Genomic DNA, 22,884 nt, shown 5'->3' on the forward strand with positions numbered 1-22,884 from the left:
GGTGAAGCTGTACGAGCTGAATCAGCGCAGTGCTGCAACGATCGGTGCGTTGGCATCGGAGAGCTGCTGGAACTGTGCGGCGAAGCCGTACTGGCCGGCGAGGTCACGAGCGGTGTCGTAAGCCTGCTGTGCGGCGGGCTTGAGCTCGGCCGGGATCTCGATGGCGGGAGCAACTGCGGGTGCCTCGGCGACGGGAGCCGGCGCTGCGGCGGGAGCTTCTTCGACTGCAGGCTCGCTCGCGACGGTCAGACGCTGGCCGCAGACGGGCCATGCGCCGGGGCCCTGGCTCTGCAGGGTGTTCTCGGCGACGCGGATCTGCTCTTCCTTGGAAGCGTTGGCGGGCGAGCCGGTGCCACCGTTGGCGGTCCAGGTGCTCTGCGAGAACTGCAGGCCGCCGTAGTAGCCGTTTCCGGTGTTGATGTTCCAGTCGCCACCGCTCTCGCACTGTGCGACGCCGTCCCAGTTGTGGGTGGCTGCGGAAGCGGTGCCGGTGCTCATGGTGAGGGGCACTGCGACAAGTGCGCCGGCTACTGCCAATGTGCCGAATGCACGCTTGCTGATGCTGGTGTACGTCATGTCGGGGTAAATCCTCTCCGCGCTTGCTGACATCGGCGGGCCTGCGGGTCGGCGATGATGCTGACTTTCCCGGGCGCTTGTCTCTCCGTGTCTCTGCCCCTCGAAGGTTTCGGGGGTTTCGATCCCGCGGGGCAGAGTGGAGCAGCGGCGGGTCGGCGTTCGCCCGGTTGATTCGGGCCGGGTCCGACCGTACGGGAGCGTCGAACGAGGGTCGATTCGCAATTTTCCGGACTGTCTGGTCTGCTCTCGACCCAAAATTTTAGCGTTTGTGCTGGTAGAGACTTTCCGATGCCGTTTCGACGTACGTTCGTTACATGCTTGTTATGTGTTGATGCTCACGGGCATTTTGTGAACCCAGTCACCCGATTTCTCGACTTTCAGGCGTGTATTTCGCTCCAGCGCAGGCGATTTGCGTTCCGTTCACCTGCTCGTGTAACTTTGTCCATGCATCGCGGGGTGGAGCAGCTCGGTAGCTCGCTGGGCTCATAACCCAGAGGTCGCAGGTTCAAATCCTGTCCCCGCTACTAGAAAAGGACCGCCGCACTGGATTCCAGTGCGGCGGTCCTTTTTTGTGCGCAGCCGTCGTAGGGTGGCGACGTGCGACTCTCGAAGATTCTCTTGGCGATGGCGGTGTCTACTTCGCTGGTGACCACCGCTCTGGCGTTCTCGGCAGGAAGCGCTGCCGCCGGTGGGCGGATCACCGATGCGAAGCGCGTGGTCTTCATCGTTCCGGGGCAGCAGCTCTACAACTCGGGAGAAACGCACCAGGCGACCTACCGCGCCCTCGACAAGGCACTGAGCGCTGCGGGCTACGAGACACACTTCGTCGATGCACCCGGCAAGATGATTGCGGCCGACGCCGAGCTGATTGCCGATTCGATTCGCTCCTACGCTACCGGCGCTGACTCCGTCGGGGTGATCGCGCACAGTGCGGGTGGACTGAGCTCCCGGTACTACGCGAAGTTCCTCGGTGGCTCCGAAGTAGTGGATTCATTCGTCGCCATCGGTGCGCCACAGTACGGTAGCCCCGGTGGCTGCGTACAAGGCCCTGCCGACGGTTACGACACCTGCATGTTCTCCGAAGTTCTCACCAAGCTCAATGCCGGTGAGGACACTCCTGGATCTGCCTACTATTCGGTGGTGCAGAGTTCGGGCGAGTGGGCGGACGGTCGGTTGGACGGGGGCCAGTGCCGGGTGTACGTCGATGGCGTTCCCGGGGCCGGAACCGGAGGAGACCACCTCACCGAGCTCGAGCATCCAGAGGTCATCTCGGGAGCGATCAGCGCTTTGGGGCGCGACTGTGTCGGTACGTTCGTGGACGAGAACGACGGCGACATCACCTGGCCTGACACACTGTTTCCGTCATTTCGGTAAAGCTTCAGGTCCGGGTTGTTCGGACGAGTAGCCCGGCTACGTGTGCGCTCGCGGCAGTCCTCGCCCCCAAGGCGTCACCCGATTCGATGGCCGCGACTATACGTGCGTGCTCGGTGACGGCGATCCGCCGATTGAGCTCGAGGCTCCACATGTCCGAACGGTAGAGATGTGACTGTCCATCCAGACGATGCAGGGCTTCGCTGAGTGGGTGATTGCATGCAGTCTCACGAATCAAGGTGTGAAACTCGAGGTCGAGCTTCGAATCCCGACGCTGATCCGGCGGGCTCTCGAGAAGTTCGCGTTGCACCTGCACCATCTTGTTCAGCTGTGACACGGTTTCGTGCGTGGCATTGGCCGTGGCGTTGAACGCCGCGAGACCGTCGAGTACCTCACGCACCTCGAAGACCGCGCGCAGAGACTCCGCGTCCAGCGAATCGACTTTTGCACCCGCATTCCGTGTGTGGACGGCGATGCCCTCGTAGATCAACTGCTGCACGGCCTCGCGGACCGGCGTTCGACTGACATTGAGCTTGCTCGCCAGCGCGGGAACACTCAGTGGTGTCCCCGGCGCCAGCTCTCCCGAAAAGATCAGTTCGCGAAGTGTCTCGTGCACAGACTCGGTGAGTAAAGCTCGTTCGGTGGTGGTCATCTTGTCCTCACTTCGATCCTGCACGATGTCGACGGTACCCGGGAGCGCTATCCAGCGGCGCGCACCCGGTCAGCGTTGCGACTGTCGACGTCGGGCGCCGTCGCGCCTTTCAGTCCGGCCACTTTGGCCGCGATGTTCTCAGCGATCGTGATCGGCGGGTATCCCACTTCGCCCGGTGTGAGAGTCCCTGGCAGTGCTTCGATGACGGCGTCGTAGTTCCCGTCGAAAAAGAATGCGGCAGAGCGACGTCGGATGATCTGACCATCGACGATAGGTGGGTCGACTCGGTGCACTGTCGAGCGCCATCGGTCGTTCGTCCAGCGTGCCATCGCGTCGCCGAGGTTGATCAAGAGTGCGCCGTCGGCAGGTTGGACGTCGTGCCATACGCCGTCGGCACTCAGAACTTGAAGGCCCGGAACTTGATCTGCCCACAGGATGGTCAAGATTCCGAAGTCGGTGTGAGCGCCCATTCCCGTCATGTCGCCGGAGATGCGGATCTCGCCCTCGGGCAGTGCGTAGTTGTTCATCTTCATCGCGTCGATCGAATGGTCGAGCATCGAATCGAAGTACCCGGGCTGCAATCCGAGAGCGTCGGTAAAGGCGCACATCAGGATTCGTGCCAAGCCCTGGGCATGACGGAAATACTCTTCGATTGCCGGTCGGAATCCGGGCGCGGCCACGGGCCAGGTGTTGGCGGCGTAGCTGGACTCGGGTAGGTCGACGCCCGGATAGTCGCTCACCTCTGTGCCCACGACTATTGCTTCGTAGAAATCGTTCATCTGGTTCGCAGCGGCGACGCCCAGGCTCATGCTGAGTGATTCCGATTTCGGTGGTGAGTAGCCGCGGTTCTCGGACGAGGGACGGCGATAGTTGTTCTTCACCGTCAGTGGGAGAGCAAAGAACTCGTCGAGAGCGTCGGCCAGTCTTTCGGTCGCCGATCGTGGAATGCTGTGTCCGACAATCTGTATGAATCCGACCTCCCGGCACGCGCGATCGAGTTGAGCTGCCACTTCCGCACAGGCAGTGCTGTTGGTGGCGTTTGCAACCGCTGCCTCGCCGCGGAGGTACGGGCTGATATCGATCGCAGGGATCTCGAAGACAGGAGTTTCGTGGGTCATTTAAAGTCCTTGCGGCCGGACGTGTGCCACTTACCGACGAGCACACGTGAGAGGAATCCAAAGGCAGAGAAGACGAGGACACCGAACACCGACGCGATCACGATCGCGGCGATCAGATCCTCGGACTGAAGGCGGCTTCGGTAGACGTCGAGCAGCGTTCCGATCCCGGGTTGTCCTTTGGCGAAGAACATGTCGCCGATGATGGCACCGACGACAACAAGGCCGGAGGCGGTGCGGATGCCGGTGAGAATAGCCGGCATTGCCGCTCGCAGTTCGAGTTTCACCAATCGATCCCAACGGGACGCGCGGCCGAGGGTGAACAGTTCGTGCAGTCCGCGATCGACCGATTGCAATCCGAAGTGTGTGTTGGTGATGATCGGGAAGGCTGCGATGAGAACGCACACCAGGGTGCGCGCGGTCATGCCGTAGCCGAACCAGAGCCCGATGAGGGGGACGATGGCGAGGATGGGAATGACCTGCAGCACAACGGCATAGGGATAGACGATCCGCTCGATCCACTTGGCCTGGCTCATCAGCACGCCGGTTCCGACGCCGACTGCCACCGCGACCACGAAGCCGACCAGTGCTACCTGTGCCGTCACTGCGAGGGCTTCGAGCATGGGAGAGAGGTGTTTCCAGTCGAGTAGCGACTTTGTCAGTACTTGACTCGGCGGCGGAAGGAGAAATCGACGTTCCGGGGAGAGAACGAGGTAGCTGACGATCGACCACGCTGCGACCGCGCCGGCAAGTGAGAGCAGCGGATAGAGCAGGAAGGTGCCGAGCGCTCTCATTCGCGAGGGCCGTCCGGGCTGTGACTGTGCTCGCGCGGCGGTCGCAGAATCAGTGCGAACGGCGGAATTGCGTGCGGTGGTGCCCTGTTGCACTGCAAGGACTTCGGTCATCGTGAGCTCCCATGGAGACTGGCCGAGATCTCGGCGACGTGTTCGGTGTATCGGGCGTCGTAGCGCAGTTCCGGGCTACGCGGGTACGGGAAATCGATGTCCACGACCGAATGGATTCGTCCGGGCCGGGCGGTCATGACGACCACCTTGTTTGCGAGGTACACGGCCTCGGATACCGAGTGCGTGATGAACATCGAGGTGAACCCCTTGTCGGTGTAGAGCCTTTGCAGCTCTACCTGCATCTCCAGTCGTGTCATCTCGTCGAGAGCACCGAAAGGTTCGTCGAGCAGCATCACAGCAGGTGCGAGGGTGAGCGCTCGCGCCAACGAGACACGCATCTTCATTCCGCCCGACAACGCGTTGGGCAGTTGTTTCGCAAAGTCCGCCAGGCCCACTGCGCGAATTGCCTCGTCGGCGCGCAACTTTCGGGCTGCTTTGTCGCCGCCACCGAGTTCGGCGGACAATTCGACGTTGGCCTGCACGGTTCGCCAGGGGAGGAGAGTCGGCTCCTGGAAGATGAAGCCAACTGATTCGGTGTCGAGGGCAACCGCGCCGCTGGTCGGTCGCTCGAGGCCGGCCGCCATGCGCAACAAAGTCGACTTGCCGCAGCCGGAGGGTCCGACCACGGCGACGAAGTCTCCTCGCTCCACGTTCAGATCGATGCCGTCCAGCGCGACAGTGCCGGTATCGAACTTCTTGACGACATCGGAAAAGACCATCTGCATCGGTGCGGTGAGCTTGCGAGCGTCGGCATCCTGCATCGTGTTCGCGAGTTCCATCTGAGCCTCCGGTTCGATAATGCATGCAAAAGTTCTTCAAGATGTATGAACCATCTTGAATTGCATGTATGTCGCCTAGATTGCTGAATGTAAATGTGAGGTGACATTGCAGGTGAAGCGAGAATCCTGGCGCGCGTTACCTGATGGAAACAACTAGTCGATTGCATGTAATCCATGTGCTGCAGAGTGTGCACATCGGATCATCCTTCCTGGTTCGCCCACATCCCAATTGTTTTCACGAAGGAGACGCTGTGTATTCAAATCGCAAGGTGCATTCCAATCGCAGAAGTGTGGGAGCGGCCGGCGCGGCACTGGCCATGTGTGCAGCCATCGGATTGACTGCGTGCAGCTCCAGTGAGGCTGAGACGGCCAAGGCTGAATCTCTCGAACCAGCTGCCGAGGCTCAGAACCTAGCGGGTCTCTGTCCGGAAAACGTTGTGGTTCAACTCCAATGGCAGCCGCAGTCGGATATGGGAGCGCTCTTCGAGATGCTTGGTCCCGGCTATTCGGTCGACACCGACGACAAGTCCGTCAGCGGGACTCTTGTCGCCGGAGGGAAGGACACCGGAGTCGACTTGACCTTGCGGGCCGGGGGACCGGCAATCGGGTTCCAATCCGTCAGCTCCCAGATGTACGTCGACGATTCGATCACTCTCGGCTTGGTGCACGGCGATCAGGTGATCGCGGCAGCGGCAAGTCAGCCCGTTGTGGCCGTCACGCCATTGCTCAAGTACAGCCCGGCAATCCTCATGTGGGACAAAGAGTCTCATCCGGAATGGGCGAGTGTTGCCGATATCGGCAAGTCCGACGCGAGTGTCGTCGTTTCCAAGGAGCAACTGTTTCCGCAGTGGCTCGTGGCGAAAGGCCTACTGAAGCAGTCTCAGCTCGACACGAGCTACGACGGAGCTCCCTCGCGATTTGTCGGTGACCCGACCATCGCTCAGCAAGGATTCGCGAATTCGGAACCGTACACGTACGAGAAGGAGACGCCGGCGTGGGACAAGCCGGTTTCCTATGACCTGCTGAAAGATTCGGGTTTCGACATCTACGCGTCCAATGTTTCCGTTCGTGCCGACAAGGTCGAGACACTCTCCCCGTGTTTGAGCAAGCTGGTTCCGATCATTCAGCAGGCCACCGCGGACTACATCACTGCGCCGGATACGGCGAATGCTGCCATTGTCGACGTCGTCTCGCAGGACGTGTCGTTCTCTCCCTACACCGAGGGTGAAGCAGCGTTCAGTGCCCAACTCTTGAAAGAGAAGGGCCTGATCGCGAACGAGGCGGACGGATCCGTCGGCACGTTCGACATGACGCGAGTCGCTCACACCGTCGAAGAACTGAAGCCCATCCTGAACGCCGGGGGTGCGGCGATACCGCAGTCATTGACTGCAGAAGCGATCTACACCGACAAGTTCACCGATCGGTCCATCGGAATCCGCTGAAGGAGCTGACAGCAAATGACTTACGACATGACAGAACTCAACCGCGAGACCCGCATGGGTGGCCTGGGCACGGAGACCACCGACCGCGAGGTCCGAAGAATCGATCTCTCGGATTTCGAGAACCGGCGCAGCGAGATCGCCGAGGAGTTGTGGTCGGCAGCGACCGACATCGGATTCTTCCAAATCGTCAATCACGGGATCGATCTGGACCAGGTCCGCGAGGCCTTCGCGGCGGCCGAGCGATTCTTTGCACTGCCCACCGAGGTCAAAGCGCAGTATCCGCTCAAGAAGGGTTTCAACTCCGGCTGGGAGAGCATGACGCAGGTGCGTCCGTCCATCGGAACACCTGATCAGAAAGAGTCCTACCAGGTGACCCGCCCGCATATGGGTGATCTGTGGCCCACTGCAGACGAATTGGGCGGATTCCGCGAAACGATCCTGGACTTCGAAGCCAAGTGCTGGGGCATTGCGATGGACCTGTTGTCGTGCTTCGCCGAGAAGCTGGGATTCGAACGAGACTTCTTCACCAGGGCACATGACCCGTCGGTGGACACCTACCAGAGCACACTGCGACTACTCCACTACTTCCCCCTTGCCGCCGACGCAGATGTCGAAGGGATGTGGCGTGCCGGAGCACACACCGATTTCGATTGCCTGACATTGCTTTTCCAGCGTGACGGTCAGGGCGGCTTGCAACTGTGCCCGGGCAAGGAGATGGACACCCAGGAATGGACGTCGGTGGTGCCGGCTGAGGAAGCGATCACCTGCAACATCGGCGACATGCTGATGAGATGGAGTGATGACGTCCTGCCGTCGAATTTTCATCGAGTCAAGAGTCCCGGAGTCACCGACTATCGGGGAGCCCGCTACAGCCTCGCGTTCTTCGCTCAGGCGAACCGCGACGTGACCATCGAGGGGCCGGCGGGCAAGTACCCGCCGATCACTGCCGAGGACTACATCGACCAGCGAGTACGCGCGAACTTCGCGCGTTGATCCGTATCCGTTCCGTCACACACTTTCAGGAGAACTGGCGATGACTACCGCGCCCAAGAACATGACCGACGCGATCATCCGGGACGTGACGTTGTACAGCGGCGGGCAATGGCTGACCGGCCACGACGTCGTCGTCTCGAAAGGGGTGGTCGAATCGATCGAGAAGTCGACCGGCACCGCCACACCTGGAAGTGTGGACGGATCGGGGGCGTATCTGATCCCTGGCTTCGTCAACACCCATACGCACCTTCAGCAGTCACTGATGCGTGGGATCGCCGAAGGGACACCGCTTCTCGAATGGCTACTCGCGGTCGCAGAAGAGTCGGTTCAGATCACGCCGGAGCGCGCATACACGGCCACTGTCGCAGCCTCGCTGGAGGCATTGCGCAGCGGTACGACCACCCTGGTCGAACACATGTGGCCGCATCCGTCCAGCGAGGTTCACGACGCTGTGATCCGGGCGTTGCACGACACCGGGATTCGTGCCGTACTGGGACGCGGAACCGCAGACCGGGCGGACAAGACGAGGAAGTGGGGCTTCGATCCGCGGCTCTTGCAACCACTCGGAGACGTTCTCGCACATACGGATCAGATGATGCGCGACGTCGCAGGTTCCCGCGTCGACGTGGCAGTCGCGGTACCGAACCCACGTTCGCTGACCCCGGATGGGATGTCGGAAGTGCGTGAGTTCGCGCAGGCTCGCGACCTGACGGTCTCGATTCACCTGCTCGAGACGCAGACCGACAACACGATGTGTACCGAACACGCGGGCATGAACGCGGTCGACTACCTGGATTCCCATGGGTTCTTGTGGGACCGGGTGCTGGCGGTCCACTGCGTCGAACTCGACGACCGTGGTCAGAAGGTGCTGGCGGAGCGCGGCGTCGGAGTGTCGTACAACCCCGTCAGCAACATGCGGCTCGGTAGCGGAATCGCGCCCGTCCCGAGTTTCCTCGACGCGGGGATCGCGGTGGGGTTGGGTGTGGACGGCGCAGCCAGCAACGATACTCAGGACATGCTCGAGACGCTGCGCACCGGCGCCTATGTGCAGCGAGCCGCGCGCGGCCGTGCCGACCTGCTCGGCTTCGAAGCCATGATCGACATCGCATCCGGCGGTGCAAACGCAGCACTCGGTCTGCCGGCCAGGTCCGGCGGGATCTCCGTGGGCGATCCCGCCGACCTCACCATGATTCGGTTCGAACGCGACTTCGGTTGCCTCCCGGTGCGAGATCCGGGTGCGTCCATTCTCACGACGGGCAGTCGTCAGATAGTGGACACGGTGTTGGTTGCGGGCGAGGTCGTGCTCCGCGACGGGCACTCGACTCGCGTCGACGAGGCGGAATTGATCCGCACGCTCAGCGCTTTGTGACTGTGCTCAGTCTTCGCTGATCTCCATCTCGATCAGGACGCGGCGCAACAGCTTTCCGGTGGCGTTGCGGGGAAGTTCGTCGATGAAGACGATCTCGCGGGGAACCTTGTAGCGCGCGAGATTCGACCGGACGTGATCCTTCAGCTCGTCGGAGTTCTGGTCGGCGCCGTGGGCGACGACGACAAAAGCTCGCAGGCGGTGCCCGAAGTCGGCGTCCTCGACTCCGATGACTGCCGCTTCCAAGACGTCCTCTCGATCGGCGAGCAGGTTCTCGACTTCGAGCGGGTAGACGTTCTCGCCACCGGAGACGATCATGTCGTCGTCGCGGCCGTCGACGAAGAGGAGGCCGTTGGCGTCGAAGTGTCCGACGTCGCCGGTCGAGAGAAGTCCGTCGATACGTTCCTTGTCGCGCCCGTCGGTGTATCCCTCGAAGCTCAGCCCGCTGGCGACGAAGATCCTGCCGATCGTGTGTGGGGTGGTGATCTTCTTGTTGTTCTCGTCGAACAGTTCGACGTGACAGGTCACCGGAGCGCGGCCCGCGGTTCCCGGCGCAATGGTCAGATCCTCGGGAGTCGCGACCGTGGCCACTGCGACCTCGGTGGATCCGTACAGGTTGTAGAGGACGTACCCGAACGAGGCCGTGACTCGCTTGCACAGGTCGGGCGAGAGTGACGAACCTGCCGAGAAGATGATCTTCAGGTTCGACGTGTCGTACTTGGACAGCACGTCGGGACCGAGGTCGATGATGCGAGTGAGCATCGTCGGGACCACGACCAGACTGTCGCACTTGTACTGGGCGACAAGCTTGATCGTGTTCTCCGGATCGAACTTTCGATGCATGACGACGGTCTGGCCGAGCGCCAACGCGAGAGCGAACTGCGAGACACCGGTTCCGTGGAAGGCGGGGGCCGCCATCATCATGGTCTGTCCGCGGCGCAACGGCACGCGGTCGAGGAACTGTGCCGACGCGAGAGGGGAGGTGTGGCCACGCGGCGCACCCTTGGGAGTTCCCGTTGTGCCGCTGGTGAGGAGGACGAAGCCACCGTTCTTCTCGGGTGCCGGCACCGACGACGTGGTGCGTCCGGCGATGGCCTCGTCGAGAGTAGCTGCCGTGGAACCGTCAGCGGCTGTGCCCTCTGGCCAGGAACGATAGACGACGACGTCGTCCGGCAAGGCATCGGCGATGTCCGCGAACTCGTCGTCGTAGACGAAGGCGACAACCTTCTCACGCGCTGCGACGTCCACGAGTTGGGGCCGAGCGAAGCCCGTGTTCATGAGAACGAGCTTCGTTCCGTTCTTTGCTGCCGCCAGCATGGTCAGGACCAAGCCTCGATGGTTACGGCACATCGCACCCATGACGGAGTCGGAGGTGATGCCGTCGGCCTGCCACGCCCGGACCAACGCGTTGCTCTGACGCTCGAGCTCGGCATAGGTGATGGGTCCGCGCTCGTCGATGATCGCCACCGCATCGTAGCCGTTCTCGGCGTGTGCATGGACCGGCCCGGCAAAGGGTCCGTACTTGTCCACGGCTGCAATGGATTTGAGTCCGCGATCGAGGCGAGGGAACGGGACGAGTCCGGCTCGGAACATAACCCCCGCCGCGCCGATGGTGTCAGTGACCTTGGTGACCAATCCGGGCATACGTGAACCTCTTCCCAGCGTCGTTGTAGGACTGATTACACACTAATGCGCAATCAGGTTTCGGTGGTGAAGTTTCACGATGGCGACCGAGCACTCCGCCCCGCCACCTCGAAAGGTGGCGGGGCGGAGTGTTTCGGGATCTGGTCCGTGCGACCGTCACTTCAGTTCGGCGGACGACTTTCCGAGTAGACGGCGTGCGACGATCAGCTGCTGGATCTGCTGGGTGCCCTCGAAGATGTCGAGAATCTTCGAGTCGCGGCCCCACTTCTCGAGCAACGGGCGCTGCGAGTAGCCGTAAGTGCCGGCCAACTCGACTGCCTTGAGCGTCACGTCGGTGCCGGTGCGGCCGGCCTTCGCCTTGGACATGGACGCTTCGAGCGAGTTCGGCTTCTTGTTGTCGGCCATCCACGCCGCGCGCAGAGACAGCAGGTACGCGGCCTCCCAGTCGGCTTCCAAACGGATGAACTCGGCTGCAGCTGCATGCTGGTTGTAGACCGGTGTGTCGTAGGAGATCTCGACACCGGCTTCGGTCAGGATGCCGCGCAGTTCTTCGAGAGCTGCGCGTCCGACGCCGACGGCCATGGCTGCAACGAGGGGCCGGGTGTTGTCGAACGTCTGCATGACGCCGGCAAAGCCCTGCTCCACGTTGACCTCCGGGCTGCCGAGGATGTTGTCCGCGGGAATGCGGCAATCCTGGAGCAGGAGTACTGCGGTGTCGGAGGCCTTGATGCCCAGCTTGTGCTCGAGGCGAGCAACGCTCAGGCCCGGTGCGTCACGCGGAACGACGAACGACTTGATGGCCGCTCGGCCCTTCGACTTGTCGACCGATGCCCACACGACGATGTGCGTCGAACGCTCACCGGCGGTGACGAAGATCTTCTCGCCGTTGAGAACCCACTCGTCGCCGTCGAGAACGGCGGTGGTGGTCACTGCGGCGGAGTCGGAACCGAAGCTCGGTTCGGTGATGGCCATCGAGGCCCACACCTTGCCGAAACGTTCGAGCTGTTCGTCGGTGGACACTGCGGCGATCGCGGCGTTGCCGAGCCCTTGGTAGGGGATCGAGAGCATGAGTCCGACGTCGCCCCAAGATGTTTCGAGCGAGTTGAGGAGCGCAGACATGTTGCCGCCGTTGGCGTTGCCGCCCTTGGCGCTGGCGTCGGACCGTCCGCCGCTGGCGCCGCCGATGTCTCCACCGGAATCGGAGAGGCCTTCCACCATGGCGGCCATGGTGTCGAGCTCGACGGGGTACTCGTGCTCAGCGAGATCGTACTTACGTGAAATGGGTCGGAAGATCTGCGCCGCGACCTGATGTGCCTGGTTCGCTGATGCTTTGAGCTTCTTGGGAAGTTCGAGGTTGATCATCGTGGTTCTCCTGGAAGTTCAGCGGCGTCAGATGAGGACGATGCCCTCGGCAACGCCGATGGCACGGAGGTCGCGGTACCAGCGCTCGACCGGGTGTTCCTTGGTGAACCCGTGTCCACCGAGGAGTTGCACACCGTCGAGGCCGATCTGCATGCCCTTCTCGGAAGCCAGCTTCCGGGCCAGAGCGGATTCGCGAGCGAAGGACAAGCCCTGCTCGGCGCGTGAAGCGCCCCGAAGCGTGACCAGGCGCAGTCCGTCGAGTTCGATGCCGATGTTGGCGACCATGAAGGCAACCGCCTGGCGGTGGCTGATCGGCTCGCCGAACGCTTCGCGCTCGTTGACGTACGGAATCACGTAGTCGAGAACTGCCTGGCTGGTGCCGACGGCCATGGACGCCCAACCGAGGCGAGCCAGGCGAATCGCGTCGGCGTATTCGGCCTTGCGCTGCTCGGCGTCACCGTCGCCGAGCAGTGCGGACTCCGGCACAGCGACATCGGTGAGGATCAGGCGACCCAGGCCTGCGGCGCGCAGTCCCATGCTGGGATCTGCTTCGACGACGAGTCCCTTGGTGTCGGATTCGACGATGAAGAAGGACGGCTTGCCGTCGAGTTCTGCGGCGATGACGAAGAGCTCGGACGTAGCCGCGGCGGGCACCAAGCTCTTGACGCCGTTGAGCTTGTAGCCGCTGGGGGAGCGAACTGCCTTGGTCTGCAGGGCGAACGGATCGAACAGTGCGCGTGGTTCGTTGACCACCACTGCTGCGCCGGGGACCTGCTCGCCGGTGAAGGCCGGAAGGTAGGTCTTCTGCTGCGCGTCGGTGCCCCACTGCGTCAGTGCGACTGCAACACCGCTGGGTGCGAGGATCGGAAGTGCAAGCCCCATGTCTCCGTGCGCAAGTGCCTCGGCAACAAGAGAATTGGTGACTGCGCCGCGATCGGCAGCTGCTCCGTCGAGTTCTTCGGGAACATTGATCAGCGTGATGCCGAGCTCGGCTGCGCGCTTGGAGAGATCGGCGGGTGCCTGCGCTGCGCCGTCGGCGTCGTGCGCTGCGGGACGCAGGATCTCGGCCGCGAACTCGCGCACGGTCTCGACGATCATCTTCTGGTCGTCGTCGGGGGTCAGATCGAAGTAGTCGGCGTTCTTGCTCGGGTTGTCGGGCAGGCGCTTGGGTGCGCCGTTGCCCGAGACCTTCTGGAATCCTCGAGTGGCGGCACCCAGGGTTTTGAAGCCCGTCTTGGTGCCCTCGTAGGTCACGCGATCGATGGTCTGACGCAGATTGAACTTCTCGGCCAGTTCCGAACCGGTGATCTTGGTAAGCACACGCATGGCTGCGCCCATGGCGTCGCGTTTGATCGGGTTCAGGCCGACGGCGGACGTGTCGCGGGGCGCACCCTTGGCGCCGCCGCGCTGCGCGCCCGATTCGCTGCGCTGAGCGCTCCTGTCGGGGGCAACACTGTCTTGCTTGGTCATGATCACCAGCTGTTTCTCGGTGTTGGGGCGTTGGACGATCCTTATCTTACTCATCAGTAAGGTCTGTTGTCGAGAAACCGCGAAATGATGCGCGTCATAGGCTCGAGGGGTGAACCGGACAGAGGTGCCAGATCGGATACAGCGGTACGTGCGCTACACGCCGTTGGTGGTGGTCCCGTGCCTGTTGATCGCCAGCACGTATCCGGGGGAGTATCGAGTTCCCCTCACCTACTGGATTCTGTCGATGCTGTCGGCGCTCGCCTTCGCCGTCGGCCGTCGATGGCCGGTCTTCGCGTCCCTGGTCATCTCGGCGCTCGCCGTTCCGATGTTCGTCGCCGACGCCTGGGGGCTGTCCGAGCTTGTTCCGTATCTCGGGGCGGTCGCCGTCGTCGACGTCACGATGCGGGCCGAGCGTAGAGAAATGGTTGCCGTATCGGCAGCAGGATGGTGCGGTTCGGTGCTCGCGGGGATCTGGTTCGAATCTCACGAAGCGTTCTGGTCTGTCACGACGGCTGTGAAAGTGCTTGCGTACGTGGGGTTGCCACTACTGCTCGGGCTGTATCTACGCTCGCAGCGTGAATTGGCCGCGAACAATCTTGCGCAGACCCGCGCTGCGGAGCGCAGTGCGCTCGCCCGCGAACTGCACGACCTGGTTGCGCACCACATGGCATCGATCGTCCTGAGAATCGGCGTGGCTCAACATGTCTTGGCGCCCCAGGACGAGGCCGTGCGTGAGGTCCTCGCGGATGTGCGTGGGACTGCGTCCGATGCGCTGGCCGATATCCGTCGCCTCCTGGTCGCACTTCGTGATCCTTCGCTCGGTGAGGTCGCTCTGGTCGAGCCGGATGCCGTCGAGGCGGAAATCGAGGCGGCGATAGATCGTGTGCGTGCGGCGGGTTTCGAGGTGCAGGCAGTCTTCGATGCCCAGGAGAATGTCGAGTCAGGCGCAGCCGATCTCGACGCGATCGGGAGGCTGACGTTGTTGCGGGTGATTCAGGAATCACTGACCAACGTCATGAAGCACGGCGACAAGAAGGGGCTGGTATCGGTCTCGGTCGGTCGCGAAGACAACCGGGTGCATGTCAGGGTTGTCAACCACGTCGAGGGATCGCCTCGGAGTGCAGGTCATGGCCTGGTGGGAATGCAGGAGCGTGCGGAGTTGGTCGGCGGCGAGATGACCGCCGGCACCAACAGTGACGGGAAATGGGAAGTGCACGTGAGTATTCCACTCGTTGTCTCGGGCGATGTCTCGTGATCAGCGTGCTGATCGTCGACGACCAGCGACTTGTGCGCGCCGGTTTGCGGATGCTGTGCGCGGCAGCCGAGGACATGACCGTGGCCGGTGAGGCGTCGAACGGCGTCGAGGCGGTAGCGCTCGCTGCAGAATTGGATCCCGACGTGATTCTGATGGATTTGAGAATGCCCGGGCTGGACGGGATCGGCGCCACCCAGCAGATCGTCAAGGCCGGTCGTCGAGCGCGCATTCTCGTGCTGACCACCTTCGACGACGACGATCATCTGTATCCCGCACTCGCCGCGGGGGCTTCGGGATTCTTCGTCAAGGACACCGAACCCGCCGAGTTGCTCGGTGCCATTCGGCGGATCGCCGAGGGCGAGATGGTGTTCACTCCGGAACTTCTCCGCCGGGTTGTGGATCGAGCGGTGATCGGTGGTATCGCAGACACTGCTGTGACGGACAAGGTTCCGTTGACCGATCGCGAATCGCAGGTCCTCGCACTGGTGGCAGAAGGGAAGAGCAATCAGGAGATCGCGGACACGCTGCATCTCGGTGTGACCACGGTGAAGACGCACGTGGCGAACCTGATGTCGAAGACCGGTTGCGACAATCGGGTTCGCCTCGCCGTGTACCACTTGCAGAACTTTCAGTGACCGGAGTGCGAACCAGACGAAGGCATCGGCATGTCCATCGGCATGTCCATCTGCATCGGAGCCGCCTTCTGCCCCGGTTCGAGGACGAGGAATTGGCCCATCATCCCTTGGTCCTCGTGCATCAGCAGGTGGCAGTGGAACATGTACGGGAACGTGGGATCGGTGTACTCGGACCACTGCAGCGCGACGCGAATCCTACTGCCCGGTGGTGTGTAAACAGTGTCCTTGAGTCCGCGCAAGTGCGGCGGAGGAGTGCGACCGTCGACGTCGAGGATCTGGAACTGTACGTCGTGGACATGGAAATTGTGTGGCCAGTTGTCCTTGTTGGTGATCGTCCACACCTCGGTCGCGCCGACCTCGGCCTCGAAGTCGATGCGGTTCATGTCCATTCGTTGCCCGTTGATCATGTACCACTGCAGATCGAAGGTTCGGGAAACGCTTGCCTTCGACGGATCCAGACGCGGCAGTACGGCCAACTGCGCCGGGAGAGTCGACCGTGACGCGCGGCTGGCAACGCCCCGCAGTTCGAGGATGTCGAAGCGGTCGTTCATGCCGAAGTTCTCGGCGTCGGAGGAACTCACGCCACCGCCGTCCTCGATCGGGAACGACACCAGTGTGGTCGTCGCACCGGGGTCGACGCGAACCACGATCTCGGCTCGTTCGCCGGGGCTGAGCTGAATCCGCTTGATCGCAATAGGTGATTCGAGCAGTCCGCCGTCGGTGGCAATCAGATCGAACGTGCGGTCGTCGGGGAACCCCAGGTTGTAGAGACGGCCGGAAGAGCCGTTCAGAATGCGTAACCGGACGACCCCGGTGGTGACGTCGAGGTAGGCGTCGGAGATGCCGTTGGTGACGATCGTGTCGCCGAGCAGGCCTATGTCGGTCGGATCCGATTCGTCGAAGCTGCCGTCGGCGAGGAATCGACGATCCTGGATGATCAGCGGAACATCGTCGACACCATAGGTTTTGGGGATGTCCAACGCCCGCGTGTCGGCGTCGTCGATCAGGAACAGTCCGGCGAGACCGCGCTGCACGTGCCGTTCGGTGGATCCGTGCGGGTGTGGGTGATACCAGAGCGTCGACGCCGACTGGCCGATCGTCCACGCCGGTTCCCAGCGTCCGCCGGCTTCGATGGTCTGGTGCGGGCCGCCGTCGTATCGGGCGGGCAGATGCATGCCGTGCCAATGGACGGTCGTGGGCTCTGCCAGTGTGTTGTCGATCGTGAATGCGACAGATTCTCCGCGTTCGGCGCGGACGGTCGGCCCCAGAATGGATCCGTTGAAACCCCAAGTGTCGGTGAGTTTTCCCGCGACGATCTCGGTGGTCCCGGCACCGGCACGAAGTGTGAAGTGGCGAACACCGGCGTCGTCGACGGTGGATTCGGCAAGCGGCGGAATCGGTAGCGGACGCGAAGTTCCGGCCACCGCCAACGTGGCGCTCTTCGCTGCCGGGTCGGCGCCGCAGCCCACCGCGAGCCCGAGGGGCGCTGCGGCCAGACCGAACAGAATCGTGCGCCTGGAAATCCGGTTCATCGTTCTCCTGGAAGTAGTGCGTGATCAACTACTTCCAGTCAACGGGCCGAGATGTCGTGCCGAATCCTGCCGACGGGCCTGTCGGAATTCCTCCCTCGGACCCTTGCGGCGGGTGGGATGTTCTGGTACTCGGGTGTTACCGCAGGCGGGCCAGAACGTCTTCGTGCAGCAGTCCGTTGGTGGCGACCGCGCTGCCGCCGTGCGGACCTGCGCCGCCGTCCAGATCGGTGAACGCGCCGCCGGCCTCACGGACCAATACGTCGAGCGCTGCCAGATCCCACAGGGAAACCTCGGGTTCGGCAGCAATGTCGACGGCGCCTTCGGCCACGAGGCAGTAGGAGAAGAAGTCCCCGTAACCGCGCACGCGCCAGACGTGGTCGGTGAGTTCGACGAACTGATCGCGAATTCCGCGGTCCTTCCACCCCGAGAGGCTCGAGAAGCTCAGGCTCGCTGACTCGCTGCGATCGACGGCGGATACCTGGATCGCCCGCGCATCACTGTCCCCGAAGGAAGTATGTGCACCCAAACCTGTTGCAGCCCACCATCGCCGATTCAGTGCAGGTGCGCTCACGACGCCGATGACCGGGACGCCGTCCTCGAGCAAGCTGATCAGCGTGGCCCACACCGGTACGTTGCGGACGAAGTTCTTGGTCCCGTCGATGGGGTCGACCACCCACTGTCTGCCCTCGAAGACTGCGTCGCCGCCGAATTCCTCGCCGAGTACGGAATCCGCAGGACGATGCTCACCGAGCGTCGCGCGCACTGCTCGCTCGACAGCCAGATCGGCGTCGGAGACGGGGGTGAGGTCCGGCTTGTCGTCCACTCGAAGGTCGAGGGCGCCGAAGCGGGCGCGAGTGATCGCGTCAGCCTCGTCGGCGATACGGAGGGCGAGTGCGAGGTCGGATGCGCGATCGGTCACGGGTACACAACCTACCGGCTCAATCGGGGAGGACCTCGTTCAGCTTTCCGGTTGCGACGTCGAAGACGAATCCGCGTAGGGAGGTCGTCGCGGTGACGAACGGACTGTTCTCGATGCGCTTCAACGACTGACGGACGTCCTCGTCGATGTCGGGAAACGATTCGGCAGCCCAATTTGGTTTGATGCCGATCTCGTCCTGGATGGATCGCTTGAAGTCGTCGTCGGTGAACGTCAGCATTCCGCAGTCGGTGTGGTGGATGAGGATGATCTCGGTAGTTCCCAGCAGACGCTGGCTGATGGCCAGGGATCGGATCTCGTCGTCGGTGACGACTCCACCCGCATTGCGGATGACGTGCGATTCGCCTTCCTTGATTCCCAGCACCCGATAGACGTCGATGCGGGCGTCCATGCAGGCGAGTACGGCGACGTGTTTGCTGGGTGGGAGGGGGAGCGGTCCGGTGAACTGCTCGGCGTAGGCGGCGTTGTTCTGCAGGTATTCGTCGGTGACAGTCATCGTTCCAGTAGGTTCCCTCGGAGCGACGTTGGCAAGGCTTCCAGTCCCGGTGATCCCAATACGTGACGGGCGGCAGGGCCGAGGTCGGCACCCGGTAGCCTTGAGAACCGTGCATCCCGACGTAATTGCAGACCTGAACGCCCTCGACACCACCCTTCGCACCTGCGAATCGGTTGTGGACGTCGAGGAGCTGCGCCGACGCATCGACGAGCTCGAGCACCAGGCAGCCGACCCGGGTCTGTGGAACGACCAGGAACACGCCCAGCAGGTCACGAGCCAGCTCTCCCACGCGCAGGCCGAGCTGCGCCGGATCGTGGCACTACGCGAGCGACTCGACGAGATGCCGATCCTCTACGAACTGGCAGAAGACGAAGGCCCCGACGCGGTGGCCGACGCCGACGCCGAGCGCGCGAGCCTGCGAGACGACATCGCGGCGATGGAAGTCAAGACCATGCTCTCGGGCGAGTACGACGAGCGCGACGCGCTCATCAACATCCGCTCCGGTGCCGGCGGTATCGACGCTGCAGACTGGGCCGAGATGCTCATGCGTATGTACATCCGCTGGGCGGAGAAGCACGACTACGGCGTCGAGGTCTACGACACGTCGTACGCCGAAGAAGCCGGACTCAAGAGCGCGACGTTCGCGATCAAAGGCCCGTACACGTACGGCACGTTGTCCGTCGAGATGGGCACCCACCGGCTCGTTCGCATCAGCCCCTTCGACAACCAGGGGCGCCGTCAGACGTCGTTCGCCGAGGTCGAGGTACTGCCGGTCGTCGAGACGACCGACCACATCGAGATCAACGAGAACGACATCCGCGTCGACGTCTACCGCTCGTCCGGTCCCGGCGGCCAGTCGGTCAACACGACGGACTCCGCCGTTCGACTCACGCACATCCCGACGGGAATCGTCGTCACCTGTCAGAACGAGAAGTCGCAGCTCCAGAACAAGGTGTCGGCGATGCGCGTCCTGCAGGCAAAACTGCTCGCGGTCAAGCGTCAGGAAGAGCGCGCCGAGATGGATGCGCTCAAGGGCGACAGCGGCAGCTCGTGGGGCAACCAGATGCGCTCCTATGTTCTGCATCCGTACCAGATGGTCAAGGACCTGCGTACCGAGTACGAGGTCAACAACCCGTCGGCAGTGCTCGACGGCGACATCGACGGGTTCCTCGAGGCCGGCATCCGCTGGCGCATGAGCGAGAACCAGTCCGCATAGCGTTCGGATACCGAAAGGCACGATGACTTTACTTCGACCTGGGCAGAACCTGCTCGATTGGCTTCAAACCACCGGTTTGTCCGTCCTCATGACCGTGCTCGGGGCGATGATTCTCGCCCGGTTGGTCAGTTGGGGAGGCAACAAGGTCACCGACCAGATCGACTCCAACTATCAGTTGGGCGATGCGCTGGTTCGTTCCGAGGCGACCAAGCATCGTCACTCGGTCGCGCAGGTCATCACCTGGGTGGTCATCACGTTCATCTACGTGATCGCGACGCTGAAGGTTCTCGACCAACTGAACCTGCCGATCGGAAGTCTCGTCGCGCCGGCGACCGTTCTCGGTGCGGCGCTCGGTTTCGGTGCACAGCGCGTCGTGCAGGACATTCTTGCCGGTTTCTTCATCATCACCGAACGTCAGTACGGCTTCGGTGACACCGTGCGACTTGCGATCACCGGCTCCTCCGACGACGCCGAGGGTGTCATCGAGGACGTGACCCTGCGCGTGACGCGAATGCGGAACTCCGACGGCGAGGTCATCACCGTTCCCAACGGGCAGATCGTGAAAGCGACCAACCTGTCCAAGGATTGGGCACGCGCCGTCATCGACGTTCCGGTTCCGGCGACCGCCGATCTCACCCGGGTCAACGAGGTGCTTCGCCAGGTCGGAGTCGACGCGATGGCCGACCGCGGACTCAAGAAACTGCTGCTCGACGAGCCCACGGTCATGGGCGTCGAAAGCCTGGAGGTCGATCAGGTCAACGTGCGGATGGTCGCGCGCACACTCCCTGGCAAACAGTTCCAGGTCGGACGCGCTCTTCGCGTCCGCGTCGCCGCAGCACTGCGACGTCAGGGGATCACGGTGTCACCGGATCTGCACACCGTACGGACCGAGGAGGCGAGCGAATGACCGATCAGGAACCGCGCCGCGGACTCGACCGACTGTTTCACCTGGACTGGCTCCCGTCCCGGATTTTCGGCGGCCGGATGCGAACCTCTACCTTCATTCTCATCGTGGCGTGGATATTGACGTATCTGTTGCATACGTATCTCAATCCTGAGGACCCGACCGCAGTGACACCACCGCCCAGCGTGGACACGTCGCAGACCGAGCCTTACGTCGCGCCCTCGGTCAAACCGTCGACGACGACCCCCGTGCCGTCCTCGACCGAGCCGACGACTACGTCCGAGACCCAGTCTCCGGAATCGAGCACGGGCAGCTCAGGTTCTCCGACTCCGACTTCGGGTCCCGCGCCTGCGCCGGGCAACGCCGAACAGTCCGCGACCACGGTGCCGACCACTCCGGCGACGACGACCGTTCCCCAACCTGGCGCGGCGATGCAGGCACCGACGTCTGTGCCGCAGTCACCCGCGACCACCGGTACCGGATAAGGACGAGGGTGCTCGCGCGTGGCGCCAAGGTCACCGTTAGATAACGGCTAGACTGGCTAGTTGTGATCAGCATGAAGAATGTGTCGAAGTCCTACAAGGCCTCCACCAGGCCGGCGCTCGACAAGGTCAGTGTGGAGGTGGAGAAGGGGGAGTTCGTCTTCCTCATCGGCCCCTCCGGCTCCGGCAAATCGACGTTCATGCGGTTGCTGCTCAAGATGGAGTCGCCCACGTCCGGCGACATCGAGGTCGCGGATTTCCACGTCAACAAGTTGGCGGCCCGCCGCGTGCCGAAGCTTCGCCAGAGCATGGGCTGTGTGTTCCAGGACTTCCGCTTGCTTCAGCAGAAGACGGTCTCCGAGAACGTGGCCTTTGCGTTGGAAGTCATCGGCAAGCCCCGCAACGTCATCGCGCGCACTGTGCCCGAGGTTCTCGACATGGTCGGTCTGGCCGGCAAAGCCGATCGACTGCCCACCGAACTTTCCGGCGGTGAGCAGCAGCGCGTCGCCATCGCCCGCGCATTCGTGAACCGCCCTCTCGTGCTGCTCGCCGACGAGCCCACCGGCAACCTGGACCCCGAAACGAGCCAGGACATCATGCTGCTGCTCGAGCGGATCAACCGCACCGGCACCACCGTCGTGATGGCGACCCACGATCACCACATCGTCGACTCCATGCGTCGACGCGTCATCGAACTCGATCTCGGCAAGGTGACCAGAGACGAAGCGCGGGGTGTGTACGGCGTCGGCAGGTAGCGCCGACTACGACCACACGTCCCGTACGCCCACCGGTTGTCGTGAAACAACCGGCCTCTCGAAAAGGAATCGGATTCCCCGATGCGCGCCAGCTTTATTTTCAGCGAAGTCCTGACCGGCCTACGCCGCAACATCACGATGACCATCGCCATGATCTTGACGACGGCGATCTCCCTCGGACTCTTCGGCGGTGGTCTGCTGGTCGTGCAGATGGCAGGCAAGACCCAGCAGATCTTCCTCGAACGAGTCGAGGTGCAGATCTTCCTGACCGACGACATCTCTTCGGCCGATCCCGGTTGCGAGCAGGAGATCTGCAGTTCGTTGCGCAAGGAACTCGAGCAGACTCCGTCCGTCGTCGCGGTTCAGTACCTCAACCGCGAAGACGCCGTGAAGGACGCCACCGAGCGCGTGTTCAAGGACCAGCCCGAACTGGCAGCCCTGGTGAGCCCGGACAGCTTCCCGGCGTCGTTCAAGGTCAAGCTCAGTGACCCGGAGCGGTTCGGCGTCATCAACGACACCTTCGGTTCGAGGCCCGGCGTCGAGAGTGTGCTCAATCAGCGCGAGTTGGTGGACCGACTGTTCAGCGTGCTCGGTGGAGTGCGCAACGCAGCGTTCGCGATCGCGATCGTCCAGGCGATAGCGGCCATCCTGCTCATCGCCAACATGGTCCAGATCGCCGCGTTCACGCGTCGTACCGAGGTCAACATCATGCGGTTGGTCGGCGCGACGCGTTGGTACACCCAGCTTCCGTTCCTCCTCGAAGCCGTCGTGGCGGCCTTGATCGGTGCGGTGCTCGCCATTGCCGGACTGTTCACGGCGAAGAACGTCTTCATCGACGGGGTCCTGTCCGACGTCTACGAAGCGAACATCGTGGCGCGGATATCCAACAGTGACGTGCTGTTCGTCTCGCCGATCCTCGTACTTGCCGGTGTCGGAATGGCCGCGGTGACGGCGTACGTGACGCTGCGTCTGTACGTCCGCGAATAATCGGTTTGCA

At 62.7% G+C, this 22,884-nt stretch carries 22 protein-coding genes and 1 tRNA gene; 12 read left to right on the plus strand and 11 right to left on the minus strand.

Features of this window, described 5'->3' with window-relative positions:
- Positions 1–21: 21 nt before the first annotated feature.
- A complete protein-coding gene (locus QRN54_RS08665; protein WP_003942299.1) occupies positions 22–576 on the minus strand; it encodes a transglycosylase family protein in 555 nt (184 codons plus the stop codon).
- 450 nt (positions 577–1,026) lie between these two features.
- Between QRN54_RS08665 and QRN54_RS08670 the strand changes: the two genes are divergently transcribed.
- Together QRN54_RS08670 and QRN54_RS08675 are read left to right on the plus strand one after the other, a co-directional pair.
- Positions 1,027–1,100: transfer RNA gene (locus QRN54_RS08670), tRNA-Met, on the plus strand.
- Positions 1,101–1,173: 73 nt separating this feature from the next.
- On the plus strand, positions 1,174–1,950 hold the full coding sequence (locus QRN54_RS08675) for an esterase/lipase family protein (RefSeq protein ID WP_073512805.1): 777 nt from the start codon (positions 1,174–1,176) through the stop codon (positions 1,948–1,950).
- A gap of 4 nt (positions 1,951–1,954) precedes the next feature.
- Here the strand turns inward: QRN54_RS08675 and QRN54_RS08680 are convergent, their stop codons facing one another.
- Genes QRN54_RS08680 through QRN54_RS08695 form a run of 4 tightly spaced genes read right to left on the minus strand, consistent with a single transcriptional unit; the run spans position 1,955 to position 5,398 of the window.
- Positions 1,955–2,599 carry a GntR family transcriptional regulator gene (locus QRN54_RS08680; RefSeq protein WP_007731273.1) on the minus strand — a complete coding sequence of 215 codons (645 nt, stop codon included), beginning with the start codon at positions 2,597–2,599 and terminating at the stop codon, positions 1,955–1,957.
- Positions 2,600–2,646: 47 nt separating this feature from the next.
- Positions 2,647–3,717 carry an isopenicillin N synthase family dioxygenase gene (locus QRN54_RS08685; protein WP_073512804.1) on the minus strand — a complete coding sequence of 357 codons (1,071 nt, stop codon included), beginning with the start codon at positions 3,715–3,717 and terminating at the stop codon, positions 2,647–2,649.
- Entirely contained in the window at positions 3,714–4,619 is a 906-nt protein-coding gene (locus QRN54_RS08690; protein WP_007731277.1) for an ABC transporter permease, read from the minus strand. Before QRN54_RS08690 ends, QRN54_RS08685 begins: the two co-directional genes overlap by 4 nt.
- A complete protein-coding gene (locus tag QRN54_RS08695) occupies positions 4,616–5,398 on the minus strand; it encodes an ABC transporter ATP-binding protein (RefSeq protein ID WP_003942349.1) in 783 nt (260 codons plus the stop codon). The genes QRN54_RS08690 and QRN54_RS08695 overlap by 4 nt, the downstream gene beginning before the upstream one ends.
- Positions 5,399–5,649: 251 nt before the next feature.
- On the opposite strand from QRN54_RS08695, the gene QRN54_RS08700 reads away from it, so the two are divergent.
- From QRN54_RS08700 to QRN54_RS08710, 3 genes are read left to right on the plus strand one after another with little or no spacing between them, the layout of a single operon-like run.
- Positions 5,650–6,840, plus strand: a complete 1,191-nt coding sequence (locus QRN54_RS08700) for a hypothetical protein (RefSeq protein WP_003942310.1) — start codon at positions 5,650–5,652, stop codon at positions 6,838–6,840.
- A 15-nt stretch (positions 6,841–6,855) separates the two neighbouring features.
- The gene (locus tag QRN54_RS08705; protein WP_003942293.1) at positions 6,856–7,833 is read left to right on the plus strand and encodes an isopenicillin N synthase family dioxygenase; all 978 of its coding nucleotides are present in this window, start codon (positions 6,856–6,858) and stop codon (positions 7,831–7,833) included.
- Between the two features lie 40 nt (positions 7,834–7,873).
- Positions 7,874–9,202, plus strand: coding sequence for an amidohydrolase family protein (locus tag QRN54_RS08710; protein ID WP_073512803.1), 1,329 nt, complete (start codon positions 7,874–7,876; stop codon positions 9,200–9,202).
- A gap of 6 nt (positions 9,203–9,208) precedes the next feature.
- Here QRN54_RS08710 and QRN54_RS08715 read toward each other — a convergent pair whose 3' ends face one another.
- From QRN54_RS08715 to QRN54_RS08725, 3 genes are all read right to left on the minus strand, one after another.
- Positions 9,209–10,843, minus strand: a complete 1,635-nt coding sequence (locus QRN54_RS08715; RefSeq protein WP_003942348.1) for an acyl-CoA synthetase — start codon at positions 10,841–10,843, stop codon at positions 9,209–9,211.
- 156 nt (positions 10,844–10,999) lie between these two features.
- The gene (locus QRN54_RS08720) at positions 11,000–12,205 is read right to left on the minus strand and encodes an acyl-CoA dehydrogenase family protein (protein WP_003942363.1); all 1,206 of its coding nucleotides are present in this window, start codon (positions 12,203–12,205) and stop codon (positions 11,000–11,002) included.
- Positions 12,206–12,232: 27 nt separating this feature from the next.
- Complete coding sequence (locus QRN54_RS08725; RefSeq protein ID WP_073512822.1) at positions 12,233–13,681, minus strand: acyl-CoA dehydrogenase family protein; 1,449 nt, start codon at positions 13,679–13,681, stop codon at positions 12,233–12,235.
- Between the two features lie 103 nt (positions 13,682–13,784).
- On the opposite strand from QRN54_RS08725, the gene QRN54_RS08730 reads away from it, so the two are divergent.
- Together QRN54_RS08730 and QRN54_RS08735 are read left to right on the plus strand one after the other, a co-directional pair.
- A complete protein-coding gene (locus QRN54_RS08730) occupies positions 13,785–14,930 on the plus strand; it encodes a sensor histidine kinase (RefSeq protein ID WP_256261657.1) in 1,146 nt (381 codons plus the stop codon).
- Positions 14,927–15,565: a response regulator gene (locus tag QRN54_RS08735; protein ID WP_030534984.1), complete on the plus strand. Its 639-nt coding sequence runs from the start codon at positions 14,927–14,929 to the stop codon at positions 15,563–15,565. Before QRN54_RS08730 ends, QRN54_RS08735 begins: the two co-directional genes overlap by 4 nt.
- On the opposite strand, the gene QRN54_RS08740 is transcribed toward QRN54_RS08735, so the two are convergent.
- From QRN54_RS08740 to QRN54_RS08750, 3 genes are all read right to left on the minus strand, one after another.
- Complete coding sequence (locus QRN54_RS08740) at positions 15,559–17,097, minus strand: multicopper oxidase family protein (RefSeq protein ID WP_070160148.1); 1,539 nt, start codon at positions 17,095–17,097, stop codon at positions 15,559–15,561. The two genes, QRN54_RS08735 and QRN54_RS08740, sit on opposite strands and share 7 nt — an antisense overlap.
- Positions 17,098–17,233: 136 nt before the next feature.
- Complete coding sequence (gene hisN / locus QRN54_RS08745) at positions 17,234–18,016, minus strand: histidinol-phosphatase (RefSeq protein ID WP_007731284.1); 783 nt, start codon at positions 18,014–18,016, stop codon at positions 17,234–17,236.
- Positions 18,017–18,035: 19 nt separating this feature from the next.
- The gene (locus QRN54_RS08750) at positions 18,036–18,530 is read right to left on the minus strand and encodes a beta-class carbonic anhydrase (RefSeq protein ID WP_007731285.1); all 495 of its coding nucleotides are present in this window, start codon (positions 18,528–18,530) and stop codon (positions 18,036–18,038) included.
- A gap of 109 nt (positions 18,531–18,639) precedes the next feature.
- On the opposite strand from QRN54_RS08750, the gene prfB reads away from it, so the two are divergent.
- The 5 genes from prfB to ftsX all read left to right on the plus strand — a co-directional run bounded on the left by prfB (position 18,640) and on the right by ftsX (position 22,874).
- Positions 18,640–19,746 carry a peptide chain release factor 2 gene (prfB, locus tag QRN54_RS08755; RefSeq protein ID WP_003942364.1) on the plus strand — a complete coding sequence of 369 codons (1,107 nt, stop codon included), beginning with the start codon at positions 18,640–18,642 and terminating at the stop codon, positions 19,744–19,746.
- A 22-nt stretch (positions 19,747–19,768) separates the two neighbouring features.
- Positions 19,769–20,653 carry a mechanosensitive ion channel family protein gene (locus QRN54_RS08760; protein WP_003942304.1) on the plus strand — a complete coding sequence of 295 codons (885 nt, stop codon included), beginning with the start codon at positions 19,769–19,771 and terminating at the stop codon, positions 20,651–20,653.
- Positions 20,650–21,135 (plus strand): Rv3103c transmembrane domain-containing protein, encoded by a 486-nt coding sequence (locus QRN54_RS08765; protein ID WP_007731286.1) that lies wholly within the window; start codon positions 20,650–20,652, stop codon positions 21,133–21,135. The genes QRN54_RS08760 and QRN54_RS08765 overlap by 4 nt, the downstream gene beginning before the upstream one ends.
- A gap of 71 nt (positions 21,136–21,206) precedes the next feature.
- The gene (ftsE, locus tag QRN54_RS08770; RefSeq protein WP_020969258.1) at positions 21,207–21,887 is read left to right on the plus strand and encodes a cell division ATP-binding protein FtsE; all 681 of its coding nucleotides are present in this window, start codon (positions 21,207–21,209) and stop codon (positions 21,885–21,887) included.
- Positions 21,888–21,968: 81 nt separating this feature from the next.
- Entirely contained in the window at positions 21,969–22,874 is a 906-nt protein-coding gene (gene ftsX, locus QRN54_RS08775) for a permease-like cell division protein FtsX (RefSeq protein WP_003942367.1), read from the plus strand.
- Positions 22,875–22,884 lie beyond the last annotated feature (10 nt).

This window comes from Rhodococcus sp. MEB032 (assembly GCF_030208925.1).
Lineage (GTDB): Bacteria > Actinomycetota > Actinomycetes > Mycobacteriales > Mycobacteriaceae > Rhodococcus_F > Rhodococcus_F qingshengii.

Coding starts and splice junctions, on each gene's coding strand:
- QRN54_RS08685 (WP_073512804.1), bottom strand. CDS start 3,717: ATGACCCACGAAACTCCTGTCTTCGAGATCCCTGCGATCGATATCAGC.
- QRN54_RS08715 (WP_003942348.1), bottom strand. CDS start 10,843: ATGCCCGGATTGGTCACCAAGGTCACTGACACCATCGGCGCGGCGGGG.
- QRN54_RS08765 (WP_007731286.1), top strand. CDS start 20,650: ATGACCGATCAGGAACCGCGCCGCGGACTCGACCGACTGTTTCACCTG.
- QRN54_RS08705 (WP_003942293.1), top strand. CDS start 6,856: ATGACTTACGACATGACAGAACTCAACCGCGAGACCCGCATGGGTGGC.
- QRN54_RS08680 (WP_007731273.1), bottom strand. CDS start 2,599: ATGACCACCACCGAACGAGCTTTACTCACCGAGTCTGTGCACGAGACA.
- QRN54_RS08740 (WP_070160148.1), bottom strand. CDS start 17,097: ATGAACCGGATTTCCAGGCGCACGATTCTGTTCGGTCTGGCCGCAGCG.
- QRN54_RS08750 (WP_007731285.1), bottom strand. CDS start 18,530: ATGACTGTCACCGACGAATACCTGCAGAACAACGCCGCCTACGCCGAG.
- QRN54_RS08710 (WP_073512803.1), top strand. CDS start 7,874: ATGACTACCGCGCCCAAGAACATGACCGACGCGATCATCCGGGACGTG.
- QRN54_RS08720 (WP_003942363.1), bottom strand. CDS start 12,205: ATGATCAACCTCGAACTTCCCAAGAAGCTCAAAGCATCAGCGAACCAG.
- ftsX (WP_003942367.1), top strand. CDS start 21,969: ATGCGCGCCAGCTTTATTTTCAGCGAAGTCCTGACCGGCCTACGCCGC.
- QRN54_RS08760 (WP_003942304.1), top strand. CDS start 19,769: ATGACTTTACTTCGACCTGGGCAGAACCTGCTCGATTGGCTTCAAACC.
- QRN54_RS08665 (WP_003942299.1), bottom strand. CDS start 576: ATGACGTACACCAGCATCAGCAAGCGTGCATTCGGCACATTGGCAGTA.
- QRN54_RS08690 (WP_007731277.1), bottom strand. CDS start 4,619: ATGACCGAAGTCCTTGCAGTGCAACAGGGCACCACCGCACGCAATTCC.
- ftsE (WP_020969258.1), top strand. CDS start 21,207: ATGAAGAATGTGTCGAAGTCCTACAAGGCCTCCACCAGGCCGGCGCTC.
- QRN54_RS08695 (WP_003942349.1), bottom strand. CDS start 5,398: ATGGAACTCGCGAACACGATGCAGGATGCCGACGCTCGCAAGCTCACC.